At 70.2% G+C, this 17,861-nt stretch carries 12 protein-coding genes; 5 read left to right on the top strand and 7 right to left on the bottom strand.

Features of this window, described 5'->3' with window-relative positions:
* Window positions 1–75: 75 nt before the first annotated feature.
* Window positions 76–1,023, bottom strand: a complete 948-nt coding sequence (locus M6G65_RS17265; RefSeq protein ID WP_160532431.1) for a phage exclusion protein Lit family protein — start codon at window positions 1,021–1,023, stop codon at window positions 76–78.
* A gap of 543 nt (window positions 1,024–1,566) precedes the next feature.
* Here M6G65_RS17265 and M6G65_RS17260 point away from each other — a divergent pair.
* On the top strand, window positions 1,567–2,073 hold the full coding sequence (locus M6G65_RS17260; RefSeq protein ID WP_043075217.1) for a hypothetical protein: 507 nt from the start codon (window positions 1,567–1,569) through the stop codon (window positions 2,071–2,073).
* Window positions 2,070–3,737 carry a TniQ family protein gene (locus M6G65_RS17255; protein WP_071000291.1) on the top strand — a complete coding sequence of 556 codons (1,668 nt, stop codon included), beginning with the start codon at window positions 2,070–2,072 and terminating at the stop codon, window positions 3,735–3,737. Before M6G65_RS17260 ends, M6G65_RS17255 begins: the two co-directional genes overlap by 4 nt.
* A 13-nt stretch (window positions 3,738–3,750) precedes the next feature.
* On the opposite strand, the gene M6G65_RS17250 is transcribed toward M6G65_RS17255, so the two are convergent.
* From M6G65_RS17250 to M6G65_RS33500, 4 genes are all read right to left on the bottom strand, one after another.
* Entirely contained in the window at window positions 3,751–4,413 is a 663-nt protein-coding gene (locus M6G65_RS17250) for a DUF5069 domain-containing protein (RefSeq protein WP_250102616.1), read from the bottom strand.
* 262 nt (window positions 4,414–4,675) lie between these two features.
* Window positions 4,676–5,311, bottom strand: coding sequence for a PAS domain-containing protein (locus M6G65_RS17245; protein WP_043075221.1), 636 nt, complete (start codon window positions 5,309–5,311; stop codon window positions 4,676–4,678).
* Between the two features lie 608 nt (window positions 5,312–5,919).
* Entirely contained in the window at window positions 5,920–6,441 is a 522-nt protein-coding gene (locus tag M6G65_RS17240; protein ID WP_250102615.1) for a LysR substrate-binding domain-containing protein, read from the bottom strand.
* Between the two features lie 295 nt (window positions 6,442–6,736).
* Complete coding sequence (locus tag M6G65_RS33500) at window positions 6,737–9,418, bottom strand: bifunctional diguanylate cyclase/phosphodiesterase (RefSeq protein WP_071000292.1); 2,682 nt, start codon at window positions 9,416–9,418, stop codon at window positions 6,737–6,739.
* A gap of 355 nt (window positions 9,419–9,773) precedes the next feature.
* On the opposite strand from M6G65_RS33500, the gene M6G65_RS17220 reads away from it, so the two are divergent.
* Window positions 9,774–11,315 carry a hypothetical protein gene (locus M6G65_RS17220; RefSeq protein ID WP_250102614.1) on the top strand — a complete coding sequence of 514 codons (1,542 nt, stop codon included), beginning with the start codon at window positions 9,774–9,776 and terminating at the stop codon, window positions 11,313–11,315.
* 231 nt (window positions 11,316–11,546) lie between these two features.
* On the opposite strand, the gene M6G65_RS17215 is transcribed toward M6G65_RS17220, so the two are convergent.
* Entirely contained in the window at window positions 11,547–12,971 is a 1,425-nt protein-coding gene (locus M6G65_RS17215; RefSeq protein ID WP_250102613.1) for a hypothetical protein, read from the bottom strand.
* 573 nt (window positions 12,972–13,544) lie between these two features.
* On the opposite strand from M6G65_RS17215, the gene M6G65_RS17210 reads away from it, so the two are divergent.
* Complete coding sequence (locus tag M6G65_RS17210) at window positions 13,545–14,558, top strand: hypothetical protein (RefSeq protein WP_250102612.1); 1,014 nt, start codon at window positions 13,545–13,547, stop codon at window positions 14,556–14,558.
* Between the two features lie 309 nt (window positions 14,559–14,867).
* Here the strand turns inward: M6G65_RS17210 and M6G65_RS17205 are convergent, their stop codons facing one another.
* Window positions 14,868–15,146 (bottom strand): metal-sensing transcriptional repressor, encoded by a 279-nt coding sequence (locus tag M6G65_RS17205; protein ID WP_043343706.1) that lies wholly within the window; start codon window positions 15,144–15,146, stop codon window positions 14,868–14,870.
* Window positions 15,147–15,517: 371 nt separating this feature from the next.
* On the opposite strand from M6G65_RS17205, the gene M6G65_RS17200 reads away from it, so the two are divergent.
* Window positions 15,518–17,854 (top strand): nSTAND3 domain-containing NTPase, encoded by a 2,337-nt coding sequence (locus tag M6G65_RS17200; RefSeq protein WP_250102611.1) that lies wholly within the window; start codon window positions 15,518–15,520, stop codon window positions 17,852–17,854.
* The last annotated feature ends 7 nt before the right edge of the window (window positions 17,855–17,861 follow it).

Genomic DNA, 17,861 nt, shown 5'->3' with positions numbered 1-17,861 from the left:
CCGAGAGCGCGACACACCCGGGCATGGCTTGGCCGGCCCGGGTCACCGGGATCTACGAGCCTTTCGAACCGCGCGTCAGCCTTTGAAGGCGGCCACCGCACGGCTCAGCCTGAACATCGCTTCCATCGCCGCGTCCTTGGCGGTCGGGACTTCCTGGTCCGGAGGCCATACGCCTTCCGGATCGACCAACACCTTGGTCACGTAAGAGAGCATCTCACAGGCGAAACTGTCATCCGCGAGTCTCAGGTCGCCGATCATCCTACCGATGCGATCCATCACGGGCGGATGCGTCGAGCTGTTTCCATGAGGGACGAGTTCGAATTGCGCCACCCAGGCAAGCCCGGTGAACATGCCGAGGGCACGCCGCTCCAGATCCAGCTCGGTCTCCGAGGGTCGCGTCTCCAGAGCCCTGCCCGGATCGACCTGCAACGATCCCTTCATCCAATGCGTGGCTTGCGCGTCGGCCTGGAATTCCTGTTCCTTGGCTTCGTGCGGCAACGGCTCGGCCACGGCATGATGGTTCAGCCTCAGATGAGCCAACTCGTGACGCATGATCCAGCCGAGTGCGTTCTCGAAGGTGCGGTTGCCGCCAAGGCTGGCACCGACGGCGTCGGGGTCCGGCACCGGAGCCCAATCGACCCAGCCGTCGAACTTGTTCCTGCTCAGTCTCGACGACAGTTCGAAGAGATGCAGCCCCTCCTCAAGCTCTCCGCCGATCGCAAGCTGCGGAGGGCCTGCGGTAGGGTCGGCTGTTCTCTGGGCCTCGAACATGGGACGTCCGACCCGAACGACCGCCTGGGAAAAAGCCCACAGGCTCGCAAGACCGTTCCAGGTGATCCTCACTGCAGGCGGGGGCGTCACGGCCGCGAACTCCGACCTGAAGGTCCGAGGAACTTCCAGAGCCAAGTCCTCAAGCTTCAAGGGCACTTCGGCCGGTGTCACGCCGGCATCGTCACAGCAGGCGAGGTACCATCGTTCGACGACGGGTCGGAATGTCGAGAACACCTGAGGAAGGCAACTCATGGATTTTGCTCTACGTGCGGCGCGGGACACGGCATCGAGTAGGTCGTGCCTGCCGCCGCCGATATGGCTAGGACGCCCATTGGCCATCAAGTATCGGCGGCTCGCACGCTCTCGGGGTGATCCGAGGCAACCCTTGGGCTAGGGCGCGAGCGAGCTTGGGGTTCGCGCGATCGGTAGAGAGCCCCCAGCGTCATCCCCGCTATCCACGGGAACGCATGAAAGGTAGTTCGGGAACTGCCAAATCTGTTGACGCCGATTCGCGGCGTTCTGTATGTGTTCTCGGCGCGTCGAAGGCGCTTCCTGTGCCCCCGCCGATGCGGAAGCACCCATACCGCCCTCGTAGCTGACGCTCGGGCGGCCCCAGCCTCGAAAGCCCTTCTATGCCCTGGACGTGCCCGCGAAAACGGGATCGCCGGCGTTCCCGCCGGTCCGCGACGCCCGTCGGCATAGCCGGCCGGCCGCGCATCCCTCGCCAGACCCAGAAACCTCCCGAGGCCTAGCTCGCCGCGTCAGCGGATGGCTGCCTCGCGCTTGGAGGCAGCCATGACCCGTCAGACCATCGAGAGCCGCATCCTCGGCAAGCGTCGCCCGCCGGCGGACCCCATCGATGTCGAGTTCCCCGTCGAAGCGGCCGACGACACCTACGTCGCCGCCTGCCTGAACGGCCTACGCCCCGCCCGCGACGTGCTTCCCACCGTGGCGCTCGCCGAAGCCCTTGGCCCCGCGGGTCTGCGCCGCCTGCGGGAAGCGGACGGCATCGCCGTCGTGGTCGAGGTTCCGAGCCCGGACTGGATCCCCGGCATCGAACTGGCGCTCCGGAGTCTCACCGATTTCGCCCACATCTGCTGCAGATCCGGCGCCTCACGCACTCAGGATAGACCGACGGAGGGCAATGAGAAGGTCGGGCGCCTGCTCTCGGACGGCGCGCGCGTCGCAGGCGTCTCGCAGAGCCCGGCGCGCTACCTGCCTGCGACCCTCGTCGCATCCGCCGACCTCTACGTCAGGATCGGGCCGATCTCCTGGCCAACCTGCGCCGGCCGACGCCGGTGAGCCGCTTCGACCTCGGTCGCTACACGCCCACGCACGCCGTCGGCGACAAGGCCGCGGAGGTCGGCGGTCACCGGCTCCCGCCCGGATCGGTCCTGACCTCCGCGACGAGGGTCTGCCCGCACTGCGTCGCGGAAGACCTCGCCCGGTTCGAGAACCCCACGAAGGCCCGGCCGTGGTCGAGGCTTGAATGGTTGCTGCTACCGGTCCGGGTCTGCGGCCGGCACGGGGCCGTGCTGGTCCACGTCGAGGCCGATGCGACGCTCCGGGCCGGTCACGACTTCTCGGCGACGTTGGCGCGCCGCGTGCTCCCCGTGCTCGACCGGCTCCGGGCGGAGGCTGAACCCGCCACTGGCACCGCCTTCGTGGACTGGTTCGTCGCCAGGCTCGATGGCATGCGCAATCCCGGCAACTGGCTCGACGACGTGCCCCTGCACGCCGCCTCGGCCTTCTGCGAGGGGCTCGGGACCTCGGTCCTTCACGGTCCGGGAACGCATCCCTCGGACATGGGCATGGCGGACCTCGCGCGGGCCGCGGAGGAGGGCTACCGCACCGCCGCGCAGGGGGCCGAGGCGGTCGGGAGCGCCCTCGACGGCATCGTCGGGCGCGTCCGTTTCGGGAAGCGCGGCTCCGTCGGCCATGGCAAGGTCTACGGGCGCGTCCACGCAGTCCTGCGGGCGAATCCCAAGGACGTCGCGTTCGAGAAATTCCGCCACGTCCTGCGGGAGCACGCCTTCGGGAGGCTCCCCATAAGCCCGGGGACCGCCTTCCTCGGCGTGCGGCTGGACGAGCGGCGCATGCACACGCAAAGGAGCGCCGCTTTTTCGAGCTCCCGGTCCGACGCCGGGCTGATCCGGCTGGTCGGCCCCGAGGCGGTCGCCGACGGGCGGCGGCTCTGGATCACCGTCGAGGAGTTCGGGAGGGTCGTCGCCGACGTCGAGGACCACCTCACGGCCAAGGACGTCGCCGCCAGGACCGGCTTCTCAGCGAAGCAGGTCGGGCACCTTGAGGAGGCGGGACTGCTGTCGCCCTTGCCCGAGGCCGACCGGAACGCGGGCTCGAAACGCCGATTCCTCCGTCCGGACGTCGACGCCTTCATGGCGAGGCTGTTTAGGAACGCGGTGCCGGTGGCCAACCCCGCCGAGCCGAGGATGACGATCGAGCGTGCGGCGCCCGGCTTGCGCGTCGGCACCGTCGAGATCCTGAACCTCATCCTCGACGAGCGGCTCGCATGGGTCGGACGCCATACGACGGGCGGACGCTACGGCGACCTCCTGATCGACCGCGACGAGCTATCCACGGTCCTCCAGGGCGCCGGCTCCCCCGACGACGTCACCGAGACCGAGGCGGCCGCCATGCTGGCCGGCGTGGACCCGGGGAGACTGTGGTGCCCGGTCAGGGAAGGGATGCTGGAATGGTCACCCGGATACCGCCCGCGCGATCCGCGGTCAGTGAGGGCGTTGACCAGGGCGAGCGTCGAGGCGTTCGCCTCGGAGTACGTCACCCTGAAGGAGGCGGCCGCCGTCCTGGGCCTCGCGCCCCAGCAGGCGATGCGTCGGCTCGCTGAAGCCGGCATCGGGGACGCGGCGGCGTACGACCGGGTCCGGATGAAGCTTTACCGACGCCGCGACCTGACGGCTTGCCTGTCGGCGGCCGACGCCGCATGACCGGCCGCGGCGTTCAGTGCATTCCGGGGGCGGCCGCCAAGGCCAGATCGAGGTCCGCCGGCGGATCGTACGACATCTGCATGATGCCGAAGGCCATGGCGGCGCAGCACATCCGGCTAGCGTCGTAACGGAGCTGGAACTCGGCAGCCTCCCAGGCATCGGCCGTGACGGGGGCGTCGCCCGAGATGTCGGCCCGGAGGACGTCGAGTTCCTTCCGGATGTGATCCGCGTCGAACGCGACCTCCGGAACGCGGGAGACAAAGTGTTGCAGCATCCGCGGGTCGACCGGGATCTGATGCTCGCCGAACCGGAACCAGCGTAGCCCCGTCGCCGGATCCGGGGGCGGGACGTTGTCGCGCTGGGCGCACATCGACATCATCTCGACCACGCTCTCGATGGCCTCCGCCCGCGTCGCGACGGGCTCGGGGGTTCCGACGATCCTCGGGATGCCGTGCGGCAGTCCCTTGAACTCCAGGTCGGCGTGCCAGCCGCCGCCTTCCTGGTACAGGTGGACGCCGGCTGCCTTGGAAAGCTGCCAGTACGCCTCGGCGGCGGCGTAGACGTTGCTCAGGGCTTCCACCCGCACGCCCGTCACGTCCACGAGCTGGCCCTTCAGCTGCCTGAGCAGGGACGCCGCCTTCGCCCGGTTCTGCGGATTGCTATGCTTGTAGCCCATGGCGAAGCCTCGTCCCGCCCACGGCGGGAGCGCCGGCCGGTCAAGCGATTCTCTGATCCCGGGCTGCAACCCAAAAACCGTCCGAAGCCTCATCACATGTGAGGTTGCGCAGAGCCTCGAAACATGTGCGGATCTTTGGTGTTCGAGGCACGCAACTATGGTGTTGCTTGCCTCTCATCCCCTACGTTCTCAACGCGGAACATTGGGTCGGCTATCAGCGCCCGGATACTCGACTCAGACCGGGTCGGCGCGCGGGGCCGCTTCAGTGTACCTTGGAACCGCGCGATATGGCGGGCCTCGCGGCGTCCTCGTGAAGCGAGGCCGCGAGCTGGCGTCCGAGTTCGTGCAGCAAGGCGTCGACCAGCAGCCGCAGCCGCGCCGCCTTGTCCGCGTCCAGGGAGCGGATCAGGTCGCAGGCCTCGATCGCATTGTCCGCGATGCGTTCCAACACGGACCCCGACGTCTCGAAGGCCGCGAGGAAGTGCGCGGGGCCATCGATGCGGCTGTCTGTCCGGCTGTCGGTCACGTCGATGACGATCCCGCGCCCGCGCATCCCACCATCTACGTCCCGCTCGTAGTGTCCGCGGGCGAGAACCCAGCGCACGACGCCCGGCGCGGGCAGGATGCGGTGCTCCCATACGAACAGCCCGCCTTCTTCCCGCACGCTGCGGCGGCGCTCTGGGTCCCGGGCCACGTCCTCGGGATGGAAGATTGAAAGGAGGTGCGCGCGCGAGATGCCTTCTGTGACCGCCGCGCCGGACAGCCCGAACATCCGTGCCATCACCTCGTCGGCGCGGACCCGGTCGGCGTCGACGTCTTCTTCCCACAGGCCGATGTCGAGCGTCGTGAGCGGCAGGGAGGCCGCCGAGAGATGGGCGTCCGCTGATCGGCGTGGCATGCTCTGTCCAGGTTCCAAGACCGCCGAAGGCATTTGAAACACAACCCAGGGCTGCGGAGCAATCCGAAAGGCAGCTTTCGTACGACGGGTCGAGGTGGCCATGCTGTGTTTGAGCGCGTCAGGCTAGGCATTGGCCGAAACGCGGCTTCGCGGGGCATGGGCTCAGGCTTCCCAGACAAGCTTCGCCCAGGTTTCGTGCACAGCCGCTTGCATCTGCCGCGGCAGCGCTCGACGCATGCCAGCTCTCGGATCCGGACCATGCCAGCTGCGCGGATTGCGATCGTCGCTTCCGGTAGGCGGCCATTCGTGGCTAGCCCGGAAAATCAAAGCAGGCTCAGAAGCGGAAGCTGACCCGCTCCACGCAACCGGACGTTCAGACTACGACCCATGTCAGCCATGAGAACGAGTGTCGGCGCTTGCCAAAAGCAGACACTTGCGAAGTATCAAAAGTTTGTATTTGGCGTACATAGTAACAAATCATTGAACGCCCTTAGAGGCTAATCTGCTTGTGGCGCGGTTATCTATACACGCACATCAAAAAGATTTAAAGCACCAATAAACATAGCAGATTTGATGCCGTATTGATGTGCTGGATCAGAGCCTTGGGCTTATCGAGCCATCGAAGGCGCTGCGGGGGAAGAGGGAGGCGAGAACCACGGCACGAGCGCGTGAATGCGGGGCAGCTCTCGCTGGATGATCGCGGCCCGAGCCAGCTCGGCGATCCGGGGTGCCAATGAGACCAGATAACCTCGGCGCGTGACCAGCAGCGGCTCCCGGGAAAACCCCGGACCGGGCAGGGGCAGGACGCTGACGTGGCTGGCATGCGCGATGCCCTGCAGCAGGCACAGGGGCGTGGTGATGGCGACCCCCATGCCGGTCGCCACCATCGCGACGAGACTGTCCGACGTGTCGAACTCGAACGCCCGTGGAGGCCGGAGACCCGAGCGGCTGAGGTGCCGTTCGACCTGCCCGCCGACATAGGAGCGCTCGCTGTGCCGGACGCGACGATGCTTCTCGAAGATCGCGGCCAATTCCTGCCCTTCGAGTTCCTCCCTGAGCCCGCGCGGCACGACCAGCACGTAGGGCTCCCGGTAGAACGGAAACCGCTCGATGTCGCCGAGGTCGGACATCTATCGCAGGTGATCGCGGCGTCGATGGACCGGCGGAGGAGCGCCTCGGAATGGGCCGCCCTGCCACCGTTCTGACGCCACGGTCGCTGAAGGACGAGCGCTTCGCTCGATCGCGCCAGCAGTGGATGCCGAGCGTCAGAACCGCCCCCCGGATGAAGACTTCGGCGGCATCGGGAAAAGATCGATGGCACCCCTGAACGGCATGTGCCTGCTGACAGGTCTCGCCCAGGTCAGCGCTCGCGTCGCGGGTGCCGGCGCCGCCTTCCGCCGAGCGTTCGGTGCACCGGCTGCGCGCCTACGCGACGCGAAGGTCCACCTCCGCAGCGAGCAGCGGGAGATACTCCGCTATCGGCCGTGGCATGCCGCGCAGATAGCCCTGCATCTCCGCGCAGCGGTGCCGCCGCAGGAATGCGAGCTGCTCCTCCGTCTCGATCCCTTCGGCGATAACCGGGACGCCGAGGCTCTCGCCGAGGCTGATGATCGCGCGCACGATCGCGCCACCCTTGCTCGTGACGCCGACTTGGCCCACGAACGAGCGATCGATCTTGATCTTGTCGAAGGGGAATGACTGCAGCGTGGCCAGCGACGAGTAGCCGGTCCCGAAATCGTCCATGGAGATGCGCACCCCGAGCGCCTTGAGGTCGCCCAGCACCTCCTGCGAGCGCGCCGCGCTATTGAGGAACAGGCTCTCGGTCACCTCCAGTTCCAGGCGATCGGGCCGCAGTCCCGTCTCCGCGAGCGCTTGCCTGACCACGTCGCACAGGTCGGCCTGCCGGAACTGCGCAATCGAGAGGTTGACGGCGATGCCGAGGGGCAGCCCCCAGGTTGCAGCCTCGCGGCAGGCCTCCCGCAGCACCCATTCGCCGAGCGGCAGGATCGCGCCTGTCTCCTCGGCGAGCGGCACGAACAGTGTCGGCGGGATCGCTCCCCGGATCGGGTGCGTCCAGCGCAGGAGGGCCTCGAAGCCGCAGGCGCGGCCCGTGGCGACCTCGAACTGCGGTTGGTAATGCAGCGCGAACTGCGGGGTGCCGATGGCCGCGCGTAGGTCGAGCGCCAGCTGATGCCGTTCGCGCGCCGCGGCGTCCATCTCCGGCTTGAAGAAACGGTAGCCCCCCTTGCCGTCACGCTTGGCGCGCACCAACGCCATGTCGGACGCGGAGAGAAGGCGTTCGCAGGTGTCGCCGTCGCGCGGGAACGAAGCGATTCCGACGCTGCAGCCGACGTCGATCCGCCGCTCGCCGTCCGCGAAGGGCGCGCCCAGCGCGTCGATGACGGCCCGTGCGGTCGTGGCGGGCGTCCTGCGGCCATCGAGGCCGGTCGCGAGCACGGCGAACTCGTCGCCTCCCAGGCGCGCGGCGACGCAGCGTTCGCCCAGCAGCCCCCGCAGTCGTTTGGCGACCTCGACGAGCAGGCGGTCCCCGGCGGGATGGCCGAACAGGTCGTTCACCTGCTTGAACCCGTCGAGGTCGAGGCAGAGGAGCGCGGCCTCCTGCCCCGTCCCGGCGCAGATCGCCAGCTCGCGGGCTACCACGTCCGCGAACTGCACGCGATTCGGCAGCTCGGTCAGGGCGTCGTGCCGCGCGAGGAAGCCGAGGCGCTCCTCGCTCCTGCGGCGCTCCGTGACGTCCTCGTGCGTGCAGATCCACCCCCCGCCGGGAACGGGCACGCGCATGACGCTGACGTCCCGGTCGTCGGACAGGCGGACGACGGAGGCCGTCAACGAAGGGGCGTCCGAACCCGGCGGGGTGACGACCATGTCCCAGTCGCCTCCCGCTTCCCCCCGCAGCGACAGGACGACCCGGCGGAGGTCTTCCGCCTTCGCGCCTGGCTCGCGAAGATGGCGCGGGACCGCGTACAGTTCGGCGAAGCGCTGGTTCATGACGACCAGCCGCCTGTCGGCGTCGAAGAGGCAGAGGCCCTGGATCATGTTGTCGAGCGCGAAGCCGAAGCGCTCGCAATGCTCACGCAGGTCGCGTTCGCCGCGGGCGCGCTCCTCGGCGGCGGCGGCGCGCCGCAAGGCGCGGGCCTGACGGAGGAAGAGGGCGGACAGGGCGGCGATGCATGACACCAGGAGCGCCGCCGACGCGCCGACGACGAAAGCCTGGCGCCGGACGGGGGCGAGGCTCGCCTCCACCGTCCGGCTGACGCTGAGGATGAGCGGGTAGCGGGCGAGGGCCTTCGTCGCGACGAGGCGCTCGTGGCCGTCGATCGGGCTGACGTTGCGCAGGACGCCGCCCGCCCGGTCCCGCGCGGCGATCAGCGCAGCCGCCGCGGTGGGCAGGACCTTGCCGATCGTGGCCGCCCGGTGCGGGTGGCGCACGAGCAGCATGCCGTCGTCGCGGAAGACCGAGACGACGGCGTCGTCGGTCGGCGAGATCTGCCGGTAGAGGCCCTCGAAGTAGCCGAGTTCTACCGCGCCGAGCACGAGGCCGAGGAACGTCCCGTCGGAGGCTGAGACCTTGCGGGCGACGTAGATCGTCCATGCGCCGTCGCCGCGATTCCGAACCGGTCGGCCGACGAAACGTCCGCGCCCCGGGTCCGCGGCGAGCGCCTTGAAGTAGTCTCGGTCCGCGATGTTGACGTCGGGGATCGGCCAGTAGCGGCTGAAGTTCAGCAGTTTGCCGGCGTGGTCGACGATCGTGATCGCGTTGACCTGCGGGAGCGCGGCGATGCGGGCCCTGAGGGCGAGGTGGAGGTCCTGCCGGCCCGCCGCCGCCGCGTACTCCTCGGACGTGGCGACGCCCGCCTCGCGCAAGCCGTCGATGACGGCATCCTGCACCATCTCCATCGCCTGCAGGGAGCGGTCGGCCTGGTCGGCGAGGACGGCCGAAAGCCCGACCAGGCCGCGCTCGACGTCCTGAACGGCCTGCCGGTTCATGTCGACCACGAGCAGCGCCGCGGCCGACGCGATCGCCAGGGCCAATGCGGCCAGCGCGGCGGCGAGAGCCGCGCCGGGGCGAAGCGCGGAGGCGAGCATCGACCGAGGTCCCGGCACCGGCAACAGGCTCCCCTTATGTCTTCGCACGTCCCGGCTGCCTTCTGGGGCCGGGTGCGTTGAGAATCTTACCGGTCGATCGACTTCCCCTGGCCGAGCCTCGAATACGATGAACCATGCGTTACGGTGGTGCTCGAAGCGCTCCCCGCGACCCGCGCGACCTTCGGTTCGGAGACCGGCACCGGCCGCGATGGCGCCCAATGCGTCCTCCGGCGCCGTCGCGCGCGCGTGATGGCGCCGGGCGCGCTTGACGCCCGGCTATCCTGCCACGTCCATGGCGGGTGCGGGGGGGCGGCGCGAGATCCGTCGACCGGCATGAAATTGGAGCGGGTTGGAGATGGCTACGTCAGAGGCCGGCATGATCAGGGCCGACCTGCGCTTGCCCGACGTCCCGGGCCTCGATGATGCCGGGCTCGCGCATTGGTTCCCGGGCTTCGACGGGCAATGGACGGAGCAGACCAAGACGTTGCTGCGGGCGCATGGCGCCACCGGACTGGACCTGAACGCGAATTGGGCCGGCGTGCCGGCCGACTGGCACTGCACATGCTGTCGCAGGCCCAAGCCGATGATCGTGCGCAAGGCACGGAACGGGGTCCTGCTCGCGCATCTCGACCTGCATCACGACCACCTCCGGGATCACCTGCAGAGCCTGGTCGGCGCATGGGTGGGCGTCTCCCGGGTGGAGGGCGCCGGCGCCGGGTCGGCCCATGCCGGCGAGCACATGCGTGCGCTGGTGGTGCGCTTCCGCGACACGCTCGTTTGCGACGCGTGCAACGCGGCGGACGGCACCGCGAAGCGGCTGCTGGGATCGGAGATCCACCCCGCCTTCTCCTTCTCCCCGGCTGAGATCGGCCGGTTCATCCGGCCGCGGTCCAATGCGCTCCACGAGGTCGACGTGGAGGCGGCCTGCCGCACCTGGAGCGAGGTCAGGCATGGTTTCGAGGACCGGCTGGCGTTCGCCGCGCTCCTGGTCGAGCGGCTGGCCTCGGGGAGTTTCGCTCAGGAGCGCGGGCCGGACGCGGTCATGGCGTTCGCCGTGCCGGCGGACGAACGAATGATCGACCGTTGGGTCCGCGACGACCCGGACCTGCATGCGATGCGGACCTGGCAATTGGGGATCGAGGCGCGGTTGCGCGCCGTGTCCGTGCGCCGCGACGCTGTCGGCAACTCGGGACGGGCGCGCAAGCCGGTCGCCGGGCGGCGTCCCACCGCCGCCGACATCGCCGCGTTCGAGAGACAGGCCGGGAAGGGCTGGCAGCGGACGCCGCCCGATTGGGCCTGCCCGTGCTGCGGCCGTGGCAAGCCCGCGATCCTGCGTATCTCCGGCGGCGGCAAATGGTTCGCGGAGCTGCGCACCCATTCGCATCTTGAGCTGGAGACCGACCCGCAGAGCCGGGAGTTCAGGCATGCGCTCTACGGCCACGGCGGCGCCGGGCTCGTCGTGGCGTTGCGCCGGCAGGTATACGTCTGCTCGGACTGCGGCGACGTCTCCTCCAGGCTGCAGTCCGCCCGCCCCGTCGTGGATCGGAGACCTACGCTGACGCTGGAGGACATGCGCGAATGCCTCGGCGAGGTGCGCGACAACGAGAAGCCCGAGATCGATGTCGCGAAGGCGGAGGCGTGCGACCGGGCCAATCTGGCCTTGGCCGTGGCCGAGGCCGAGTTCGTCCGCCATCGGTCGCTGGCCATCGATCTCTGGGTCCTGCGGCTGAAGTTCGGCAGGCACCCCGACATCGCCGCCGCCCTGACGGGCCGGGCCCGGTCGGAAGGGCTCGACGTCGAGGCCATCCCGGCCGCGATGCGTTGGCTCCTGCGGCAAGGGGAGGCGCTTCATGCCGCGCATGTGCAGGAGATCGAGCAGGGCCGGCCCGCCGGGTGATCGGCCGTACGGACGAGGGCGGTTCGGGACCGGGGGCGGCACCCCGGTCGCCGCGCCCGCGCTGGACCTGTTCCCCGGGCCGGTCATGCCCCGCCTTCCGCGGCGGCGGCCGTCATCGGGGAAGCCACTATTTAGAGGCAGGTGGCGCTCGTGGCATCGGCGACGCAGGATGCTACTTCCCGCAGCGTCTTCGCCCACTGAGCGCGGAGGCTTGAAGCGGCGCCCGAACGCTCAGAGATCTGGGGGCTGCATGTCCGCGTCCTGGAGAACCTCGATCGTCCGCCGGTCGAACAGAAGCGTCGTCGGCCCCTGCCCGCGGTCGAGCCGTGCGCACGGCCGGATCCTGTCGCTCAGCAGGTGCCGGATGGCCCGCGCGCGATCGTGGTGGCGGGACCCGCGGCGCAGGGCCCGCGACGCGTCGCCGAAGGTCATATGGTCCGCGGTCCGGCGACCCACCGTCGGGACATCGTACCGCAACGACGCCGCCAGGCGTTCGAGGGCGCTCCGGACGAAGCGACCGCGGGTCGCCTCGCCTTCGGCCCAAGGGACCCGCGGGAGGATGTCCATACCCGCAAGCGCCGACAGCGTCCGCGTGTCGAGGTCGAGGATGCGCCTCGCCTCGGGGACCGACACGGAGGCTTCGACCGCGTCCCTGAGCCTGGCGAACTCCTCCGCGCTGCATTCTCGCTCGCCCGCGGCGGCGAGGCCGGCGTGCCGCAAGAGACGATCCAGGATCGTCGGGTCGAGGCCGAGCCGGCGCCCCAGGGCGAGGCGGTGCTCCTGGACCACCGGCGCGAGGGTCTCCCCGAGCAGGGGGAGCTCGCGCGACACGACCCAGGCGGATCGGACGTGGGACAGGAGCGCGTCCCTGATCGGACCGGTCGCATCGCCGGGATGCGCTTCGAGCCAGCCCAGCAGCGGGTCGAGCAACCGGCGCAGGCGCCGGCCGTCGAGGTGGGGAGACGGTGGCTCCAGCCCGAGGAGGCCGGCCCGCAGCGCGCGGCCCCCGTCCCCGACAAGGCCGAAGCCGAGGGTCGCGCGCGCGCGGTCGACCTGCGGGCTGCTCCTGGACGCCGAACGAGGGCTCAGCGTCTCGCCGACCGCCAGGACGCATGAGAGCGCGTCGGTGAGCGGCATGGCGTCGAGGATCGCGGCGGGACGCGCCGGACCGAAGCCCAGCCGACCGACCAGGTAGGCTTCCCAGCCCGCGTCGGGGGCCGAGGCCCCCGACGCGGCGAGAAGGTCGTGACCGCAGGACGAGCACAGGCGCGGGGGGCGATCGCGCCATGCGAGGGGCGATCCGCATCCCGGGCAGGCGTCGAGCAAGGCGCAGCCATGGCGTTCGCAGCGGTCGACGGCCCGAAGGTCCCACCACGTCCGACGGTACTTCCAGAGCGTTGCTGCGTCATCATCGCCGTTTGAATCCTGTACCAGGCACGGGATGCAGACGCGCTTCGAAGGCGCCCAGCCCCGGAACGGCACGACGAAGCCGCCGAGCCGCATGCCGCGGGCCTCCCGCACGAACGTCGCGTCGGTCAACGACCGGGCTTCCAGGCCGAGCAACTCGCCGACCCGGTCCACGCCTACGCCGTGCCGCAAGGCCTTGCGATCGATTCCCAGCGAGCGGGCCAGCCGGTCGCCGTCGGCATCGCCCAAACGGGCGGCCAGCCGCTCGAACGCCTCGTACGCGGGCTCCCCGGCCGCGGCGGAACGCGGATCGCATGTGGCATGGTGATGGCGTGCTGACGAAACCGGCCTGACGCCCGATCCCAAGGGTGGTTCCCCCTTCGGCGTCAAGCCTTCAGCCGCGCGGCCCGGCTAGGGGCAGCTCCACCCATCCGCGCGCCGAGGCAAGATCGGGCACCGGGAAGAAGGGCCGGCCGGCGGCGTCGCGCCCCGTCCACGGCTGGCGAGCGACGTCCGCGAGCGGGCCGGCCGACGGGGCCGGGACCGCACGGTTGCGTCGCTTCTCGTCCTGACCCGATCCCTGGCCGACCCGGCCGGGGCGACGCCCGCATCGGCGGCGCTGCGGCGATGAAGGTCATCGACCCTCGAACCGCGGCTCCATGCCGAGGCCACCCGATACGTGCCGTCGCGGCGGCCGGGCACGGTTCCTCGCGTCGGATCTCCGCCGCCGCCAGTCGCCGGCGCGCGCTCCCCCGGAATCGACGCTTCGGTGACAGGCCTCTATAGACGCGCCGCGCCCAGGGGCGGGCGATCCCCCCGCCGATGACGGAACGGAAGGACAGGATGCAGACGCAGCACGGTCTCGCGGGGGCCAACACCGAGGCGTCGTTGCGGTTTCATCGCTTTCACGAGAGGCTCAACCGTTCCCTCAAGACGCAGGTCATCGGGCTGGGGATGCTTAAGGACGCGATCGACAAGGGCGAGACCCGCGACGGCATCAAGGAGATCCTGTACGCCCAGAACGACCTCTGGGGCGGGATGCCGGACTGGGGCCGCCCGCAAGAGCTGATCGACGAGGGGAGGCTGGATATCGGGCGAGCGGGCGTCGTTCGCGGCTTCTCGGCGTTCGACCTGTTCCTGGACAACCTGAGCGCCGAGCTGGAGAGCTACGGCCGCTTCCGCGGGGCCAAGCCGAAGCCCAAGGGGCGTCTCCCTGCCGTGCAGGGTGGCGACGGCACCGACGACGGAGCGGCCGCGGCCGAGGCTGGGCTGACCAGATACTATGAGCGGATCGGCGCCGACCTCGACGGCGTCAAGTTCCTGCTGCCCCTGTACGTATACTTTCGCGTCGCTCGCAACTGCATCGCGCACCGCGACGCGATCGCGAGCGGCGCGGCGGAAGACCTCTCGCGAGGGGACGGGATCCGAGATGCGCTGGAGGCGTGGCCGGATCACACCGACGATATGCGCGTGCCGGAGATACTGCCGCTCAAGGAAGGTGCGGAGATCCTCTTCACCCACAGGCAGGCCCTCTCGAACTCTTCGATCCTGAGGCTGATAGCCATGGACGTCAACGAGAAGGCCTTGACCATATTGGGGGTCGAGGGCGTCGTTTACGCCGCGGCAAAACGCTTGCTTTCCATTCCGTCGGCGAACGATCCCGAGATCAGGAGAAGCATGCCGGCGACGATAAATTACATACTCTCGGATCGGTACAGGGTCAGGAATGTCGACTCGTTGGGTGCATCCAGGATCCTGTCCTCGCTCGGCATGAGCAAGAGGTGCGAGCGAAGGTTCCAGTCGCTTGTGGGTCCTGCAGGGATCGGCGGTGGCTGACGGGGCGCCGCGATCGGCGACGGACGGGCCGGCGCCGTGGGCCCGTCGGGCGCCCGTGACCCTTTTCTGCCGCTGGGCGGCGCCCCTGGCGAGGGCGTGAGCCGGCACCGCTGCGTCCGCCGTGGTTCGCATCGGCGCACCTTGCCGACGGACGGGAACTCGATCCGGGGGACCCGGCCGCGGCGCCGGGGCGCGCGTCCGCCGAAACCTCGCGTCCTGCCGTCGATGAACGCCTCGGTCGGACGATGGCCGGGCCACGCACACGTCCCCGGGCAGCCGCTGCTGGCGAGATCCGGATTCGGCGCCCGGTCACTTCATGTACGTCCGGATCGCCTTGATCAGGACGCTCGCCCCGTCGGCTCGGCCCGGATCCGGGTCGGTCGCCGGGTCCGCCAGGGTCCGGCGGACGTGCCGTTCCATCACCTCGGCCGTCAGGCCGTCGATCGCCCCGCTCAACGCCGACAGGAGCATGAGCAGCTCCAGGGTGTCGCCCTCGTCGACGATCGACCGCTCCACGGCCCCAGCCTGTCCCATGACCCGGCGGATGCGCGCGACGAGCTTCGCCTTGCCTGCGTCCGTATCCCCCACGTCACGGTCCTCCCGCCGCACCATAGGCTGAGCCGGACGGGGCCGTCGACCCTGGGGCGACAGGGCGGCGGGAGGCGCCGATGCGGGAGACCGGGAGGGCCGGCGCCCGGCATCCGTGGGCCCGTGGCGGACCGGACGCGCCGCGGGCGAGCGGGGAGGCGACGCCGCTCCGCGAAGGGGCATGCCCGGTCATCGTCCCCGCGGGCCGAAGGGGACTCCCGACCTAGCCGAGCATCGGGGGGCATCGTCCGCGGCCCCGTCGCGCCGGGCTTTCCAGTGCGGCGGCCGAATGCGCTATCGAATGGGTAGGCGATGCCGGCCTATCCTTTGGGCCTGGGCGAACGATTGCTGCCCTGGGTCGGAGGGACGGCATGGCCGGTACGATGCGGGTGCGGGCCGAGGGGCCCTGGAGCGACCTCGCCCTGCATACGATCGGGTGGAAGGCCTTCCAGGATCTATGCGCGCAGGTCTGCGAGGAGGTGCTGCGGCGCCCGGTCCAGGTCTATCGGGAGGCGCAGGACGGCGGGCAGGACGCGGTGTTCCTGTCGGGGCCGGGCGGCGGCCACGACGCGACGATCCAGTGCAAGCACTCCGCGGACGGACGGAGGCGCCTGAGGGTGGGGGACATCGCCGCGGAGCTCGCCAGCGTCGACCGGCTCGTCGCCCTGGGGCAGGCGAAGACCTACATCCTGATGACCAGCATGGGCGTGGACGCCCCGGTGGCTTGCGCGATACGCGCGCGGCTTCGTGCGCGGGGCGTCGCGAGGCCGCACGTCCTCGGCCGGGAATGGCTGATCCGGTCGATACGTGCGCGCGCCCGCCTGCGCGCCCTCGTCCCGCAGGTCTACGGCCTCGGCGACCTCGGGGCGATCCTGGACGAGCGCATGGCGGCGCAGTCGCGCGCGCTGCTGGAGCAGTGGCTGCCGAAGCTGCGTTCGTACGTGCCGACCGAGGCGCACCGCCGTGCCGTCCACGCCCTGAACGAGCACGGAGCCGTCCTGCTCCTTGGCAACCCCTCGGCGGGCAAGTCGACCATCGGCGCCATCCTCTCGGCGATGGCGAGCGAGGAGGCGGGCTGCACGGTGCTGCACCTGACCGGGCCGCGGGAGCTCGGTGACGGCTGGAATCCGAATGATCGGAAGCGCTTCTTCTGGATCGGCGACGCTTTCGGCCCGAACGTCATGCGGGACGAGTACGTCCAGGACTGGAGTTCCGCCTTCCGGAAGATCGAGGCGGCCCTGTCGCACGGCAACCGCTTCCTGCTCACCTCGCGCCGCCACATCTACCAGCGCGCCAAGCCGCTCCTTGGGCAGCGCAACCTCGCCGCCTTCGCCGACGGGCGGGCGGTCGTCGACGTCGGTGCGCTCACGGGTGCCGAGAGGGCGCAGATCCTGTACAACCACGTCGCGTTCGGCGGCCAGGCGCCGGCATGGAAGGCGTCGGTCAAGCCCTGCCTCGACGCCGTGGCCGAGGTCGACGGCTTCCTGCCCGGGGTCGCCGAGCGTCTCGGCGACCCGGCGTTCACGCGGGGCCTGCGGCCGACCGTGGAGGGTCTCCTCCGGTTCATGCGCGAGCCGCGCGAGCACCTCGTCGAGACCATCGGCTCCCTGGGCGACACGCTGCGCGCCGCCCTGATGCTCGTCTACGTCCATCAGGGGCGACTGTCGGCCGACGGCTGGGACGACGACACGAGCCGGGCCGTGGCGGACCTGCTCGGCGTCCGCCTGGCCGACGTGCGCAACCGCATCGCCGAGCTGGCGGGCTCGTTCGTCGTCGAGCGGTCGGCCGGCGGCGGAACCTGGACGTTCCCCCATCCGACCATCGGCGACGCCCTGACCGAGATCCTGCGCGGGCAGGCCCACATGGTCGCGGCGCTGCTGCGCGGCATCGCCCCCGAGAACATCCTGTCCGGTTTCGTCTCGGAGGGGATGCCGGCCGCCAGGGACGCCGGCATCATCCCGGCGTCGATGAACGACGTCGTCGCCGCCAGGATCGCCGGAGTGGAGGACAGGCAGGACACCAACCGCTCGCTGTTCCTCTTTCTGGCGCGCCGGGCCAGCGATGACCTGCTCGCCCGCGTGGTCGCGGCGGACCCGGGACTCCTGGACAGGGCGACCTGGCGGACCGAGCGCGCCGCCGACGACCCGTGGCTCAATCTCGTCGCGCGGGCGCACCGGCTTCGTCTCCTCCCGGAGACGGTCCGGGCCCGGGCGGCGGCCGAGCTCGCAGCCGCGGCCGTCGACGGCTTCGAGCTCTCGTTCCTGCCGGATCCCGGTTTCCTGGCGCTGTTGCCGCCCGGCGGCCTCGTCGCGCTCGGGCTGGAACTCAGGACGCGCGCCCTGCCGGCGGTCGCCGGCCTGATCCGGCAGGCGGCGGCCACGGCCGATCCCGAGGAGGACCCTGACAGGAACTTCGAGCGCTTCGAGGAGGGGTTCGGCGCGCTCGCCGACATCGGCGTGCTCGGCGACGGGGCCGAGGAACTCATCGAGGAGGCGCGCGACCTCATGGCGGAAGCCGTCCACGATCTAGTGCAGCGACGGCGGGAGCGGCACGCCCTGACCGAGCCCGGCGACGAGGAGGAGGAATGGGCCTTCGCCTCCGCGACCACGATCCCCGAGATCGCCGCCGCCCCGCCGCCGCCGCGGGAGCGGCCTCGGAGGTCGATCTTCAGCGACGTCGACCGAACCGATCCGACGGACGGCCGGTGAGACGCGC

This window comes from Methylobacterium tardum, assembly GCF_023546765.1.
Taxonomy (GTDB): domain Bacteria; phylum Pseudomonadota; class Alphaproteobacteria; order Rhizobiales; family Beijerinckiaceae; genus Methylobacterium; species Methylobacterium tardum.
Note: the sequence above shows the minus strand (reverse complement) of the source record. Positions and strands in the feature narration are given on the sequence as shown.

Coding starts and splice junctions, on each gene's coding strand:
- M6G65_RS17265 (WP_160532431.1), bottom strand. CDS start 1,023: ATGAGTTGCCTTCCTCAGGTGTTCTCGACATTCCGACCCGTCGTCGAA.
- M6G65_RS17260 (WP_043075217.1), top strand. CDS start 1,567: ATGACCCGTCAGACCATCGAGAGCCGCATCCTCGGCAAGCGTCGCCCG.
- M6G65_RS17250 (WP_250102616.1), bottom strand. CDS start 4,413: ATGGGCTACAAGCATAGCAATCCGCAGAACCGGGCGAAGGCGGCGTCC.
- M6G65_RS17245 (WP_043075221.1), bottom strand. CDS start 5,311: ATGCCACGCCGATCAGCGGACGCCCATCTCTCGGCGGCCTCCCTGCCG.
- M6G65_RS17240 (WP_250102615.1), bottom strand. CDS start 6,441: ATGTCCGACCTCGGCGACATCGAGCGGTTTCCGTTCTACCGGGAGCCC.
- M6G65_RS33500 (WP_071000292.1), bottom strand. CDS start 9,418: ATGCTCGCCTCCGCGCTTCGCCCCGGCGCGGCTCTCGCCGCCGCGCTG.
- M6G65_RS17220 (WP_250102614.1), top strand. CDS start 9,774: ATGGCTACGTCAGAGGCCGGCATGATCAGGGCCGACCTGCGCTTGCCC.
- M6G65_RS17210 (WP_250102612.1), top strand. CDS start 13,545: ATGACGGAACGGAAGGACAGGATGCAGACGCAGCACGGTCTCGCGGGG.
- M6G65_RS17200 (WP_250102611.1), top strand. CDS start 15,518: ATGGCCGGTACGATGCGGGTGCGGGCCGAGGGGCCCTGGAGCGACCTC.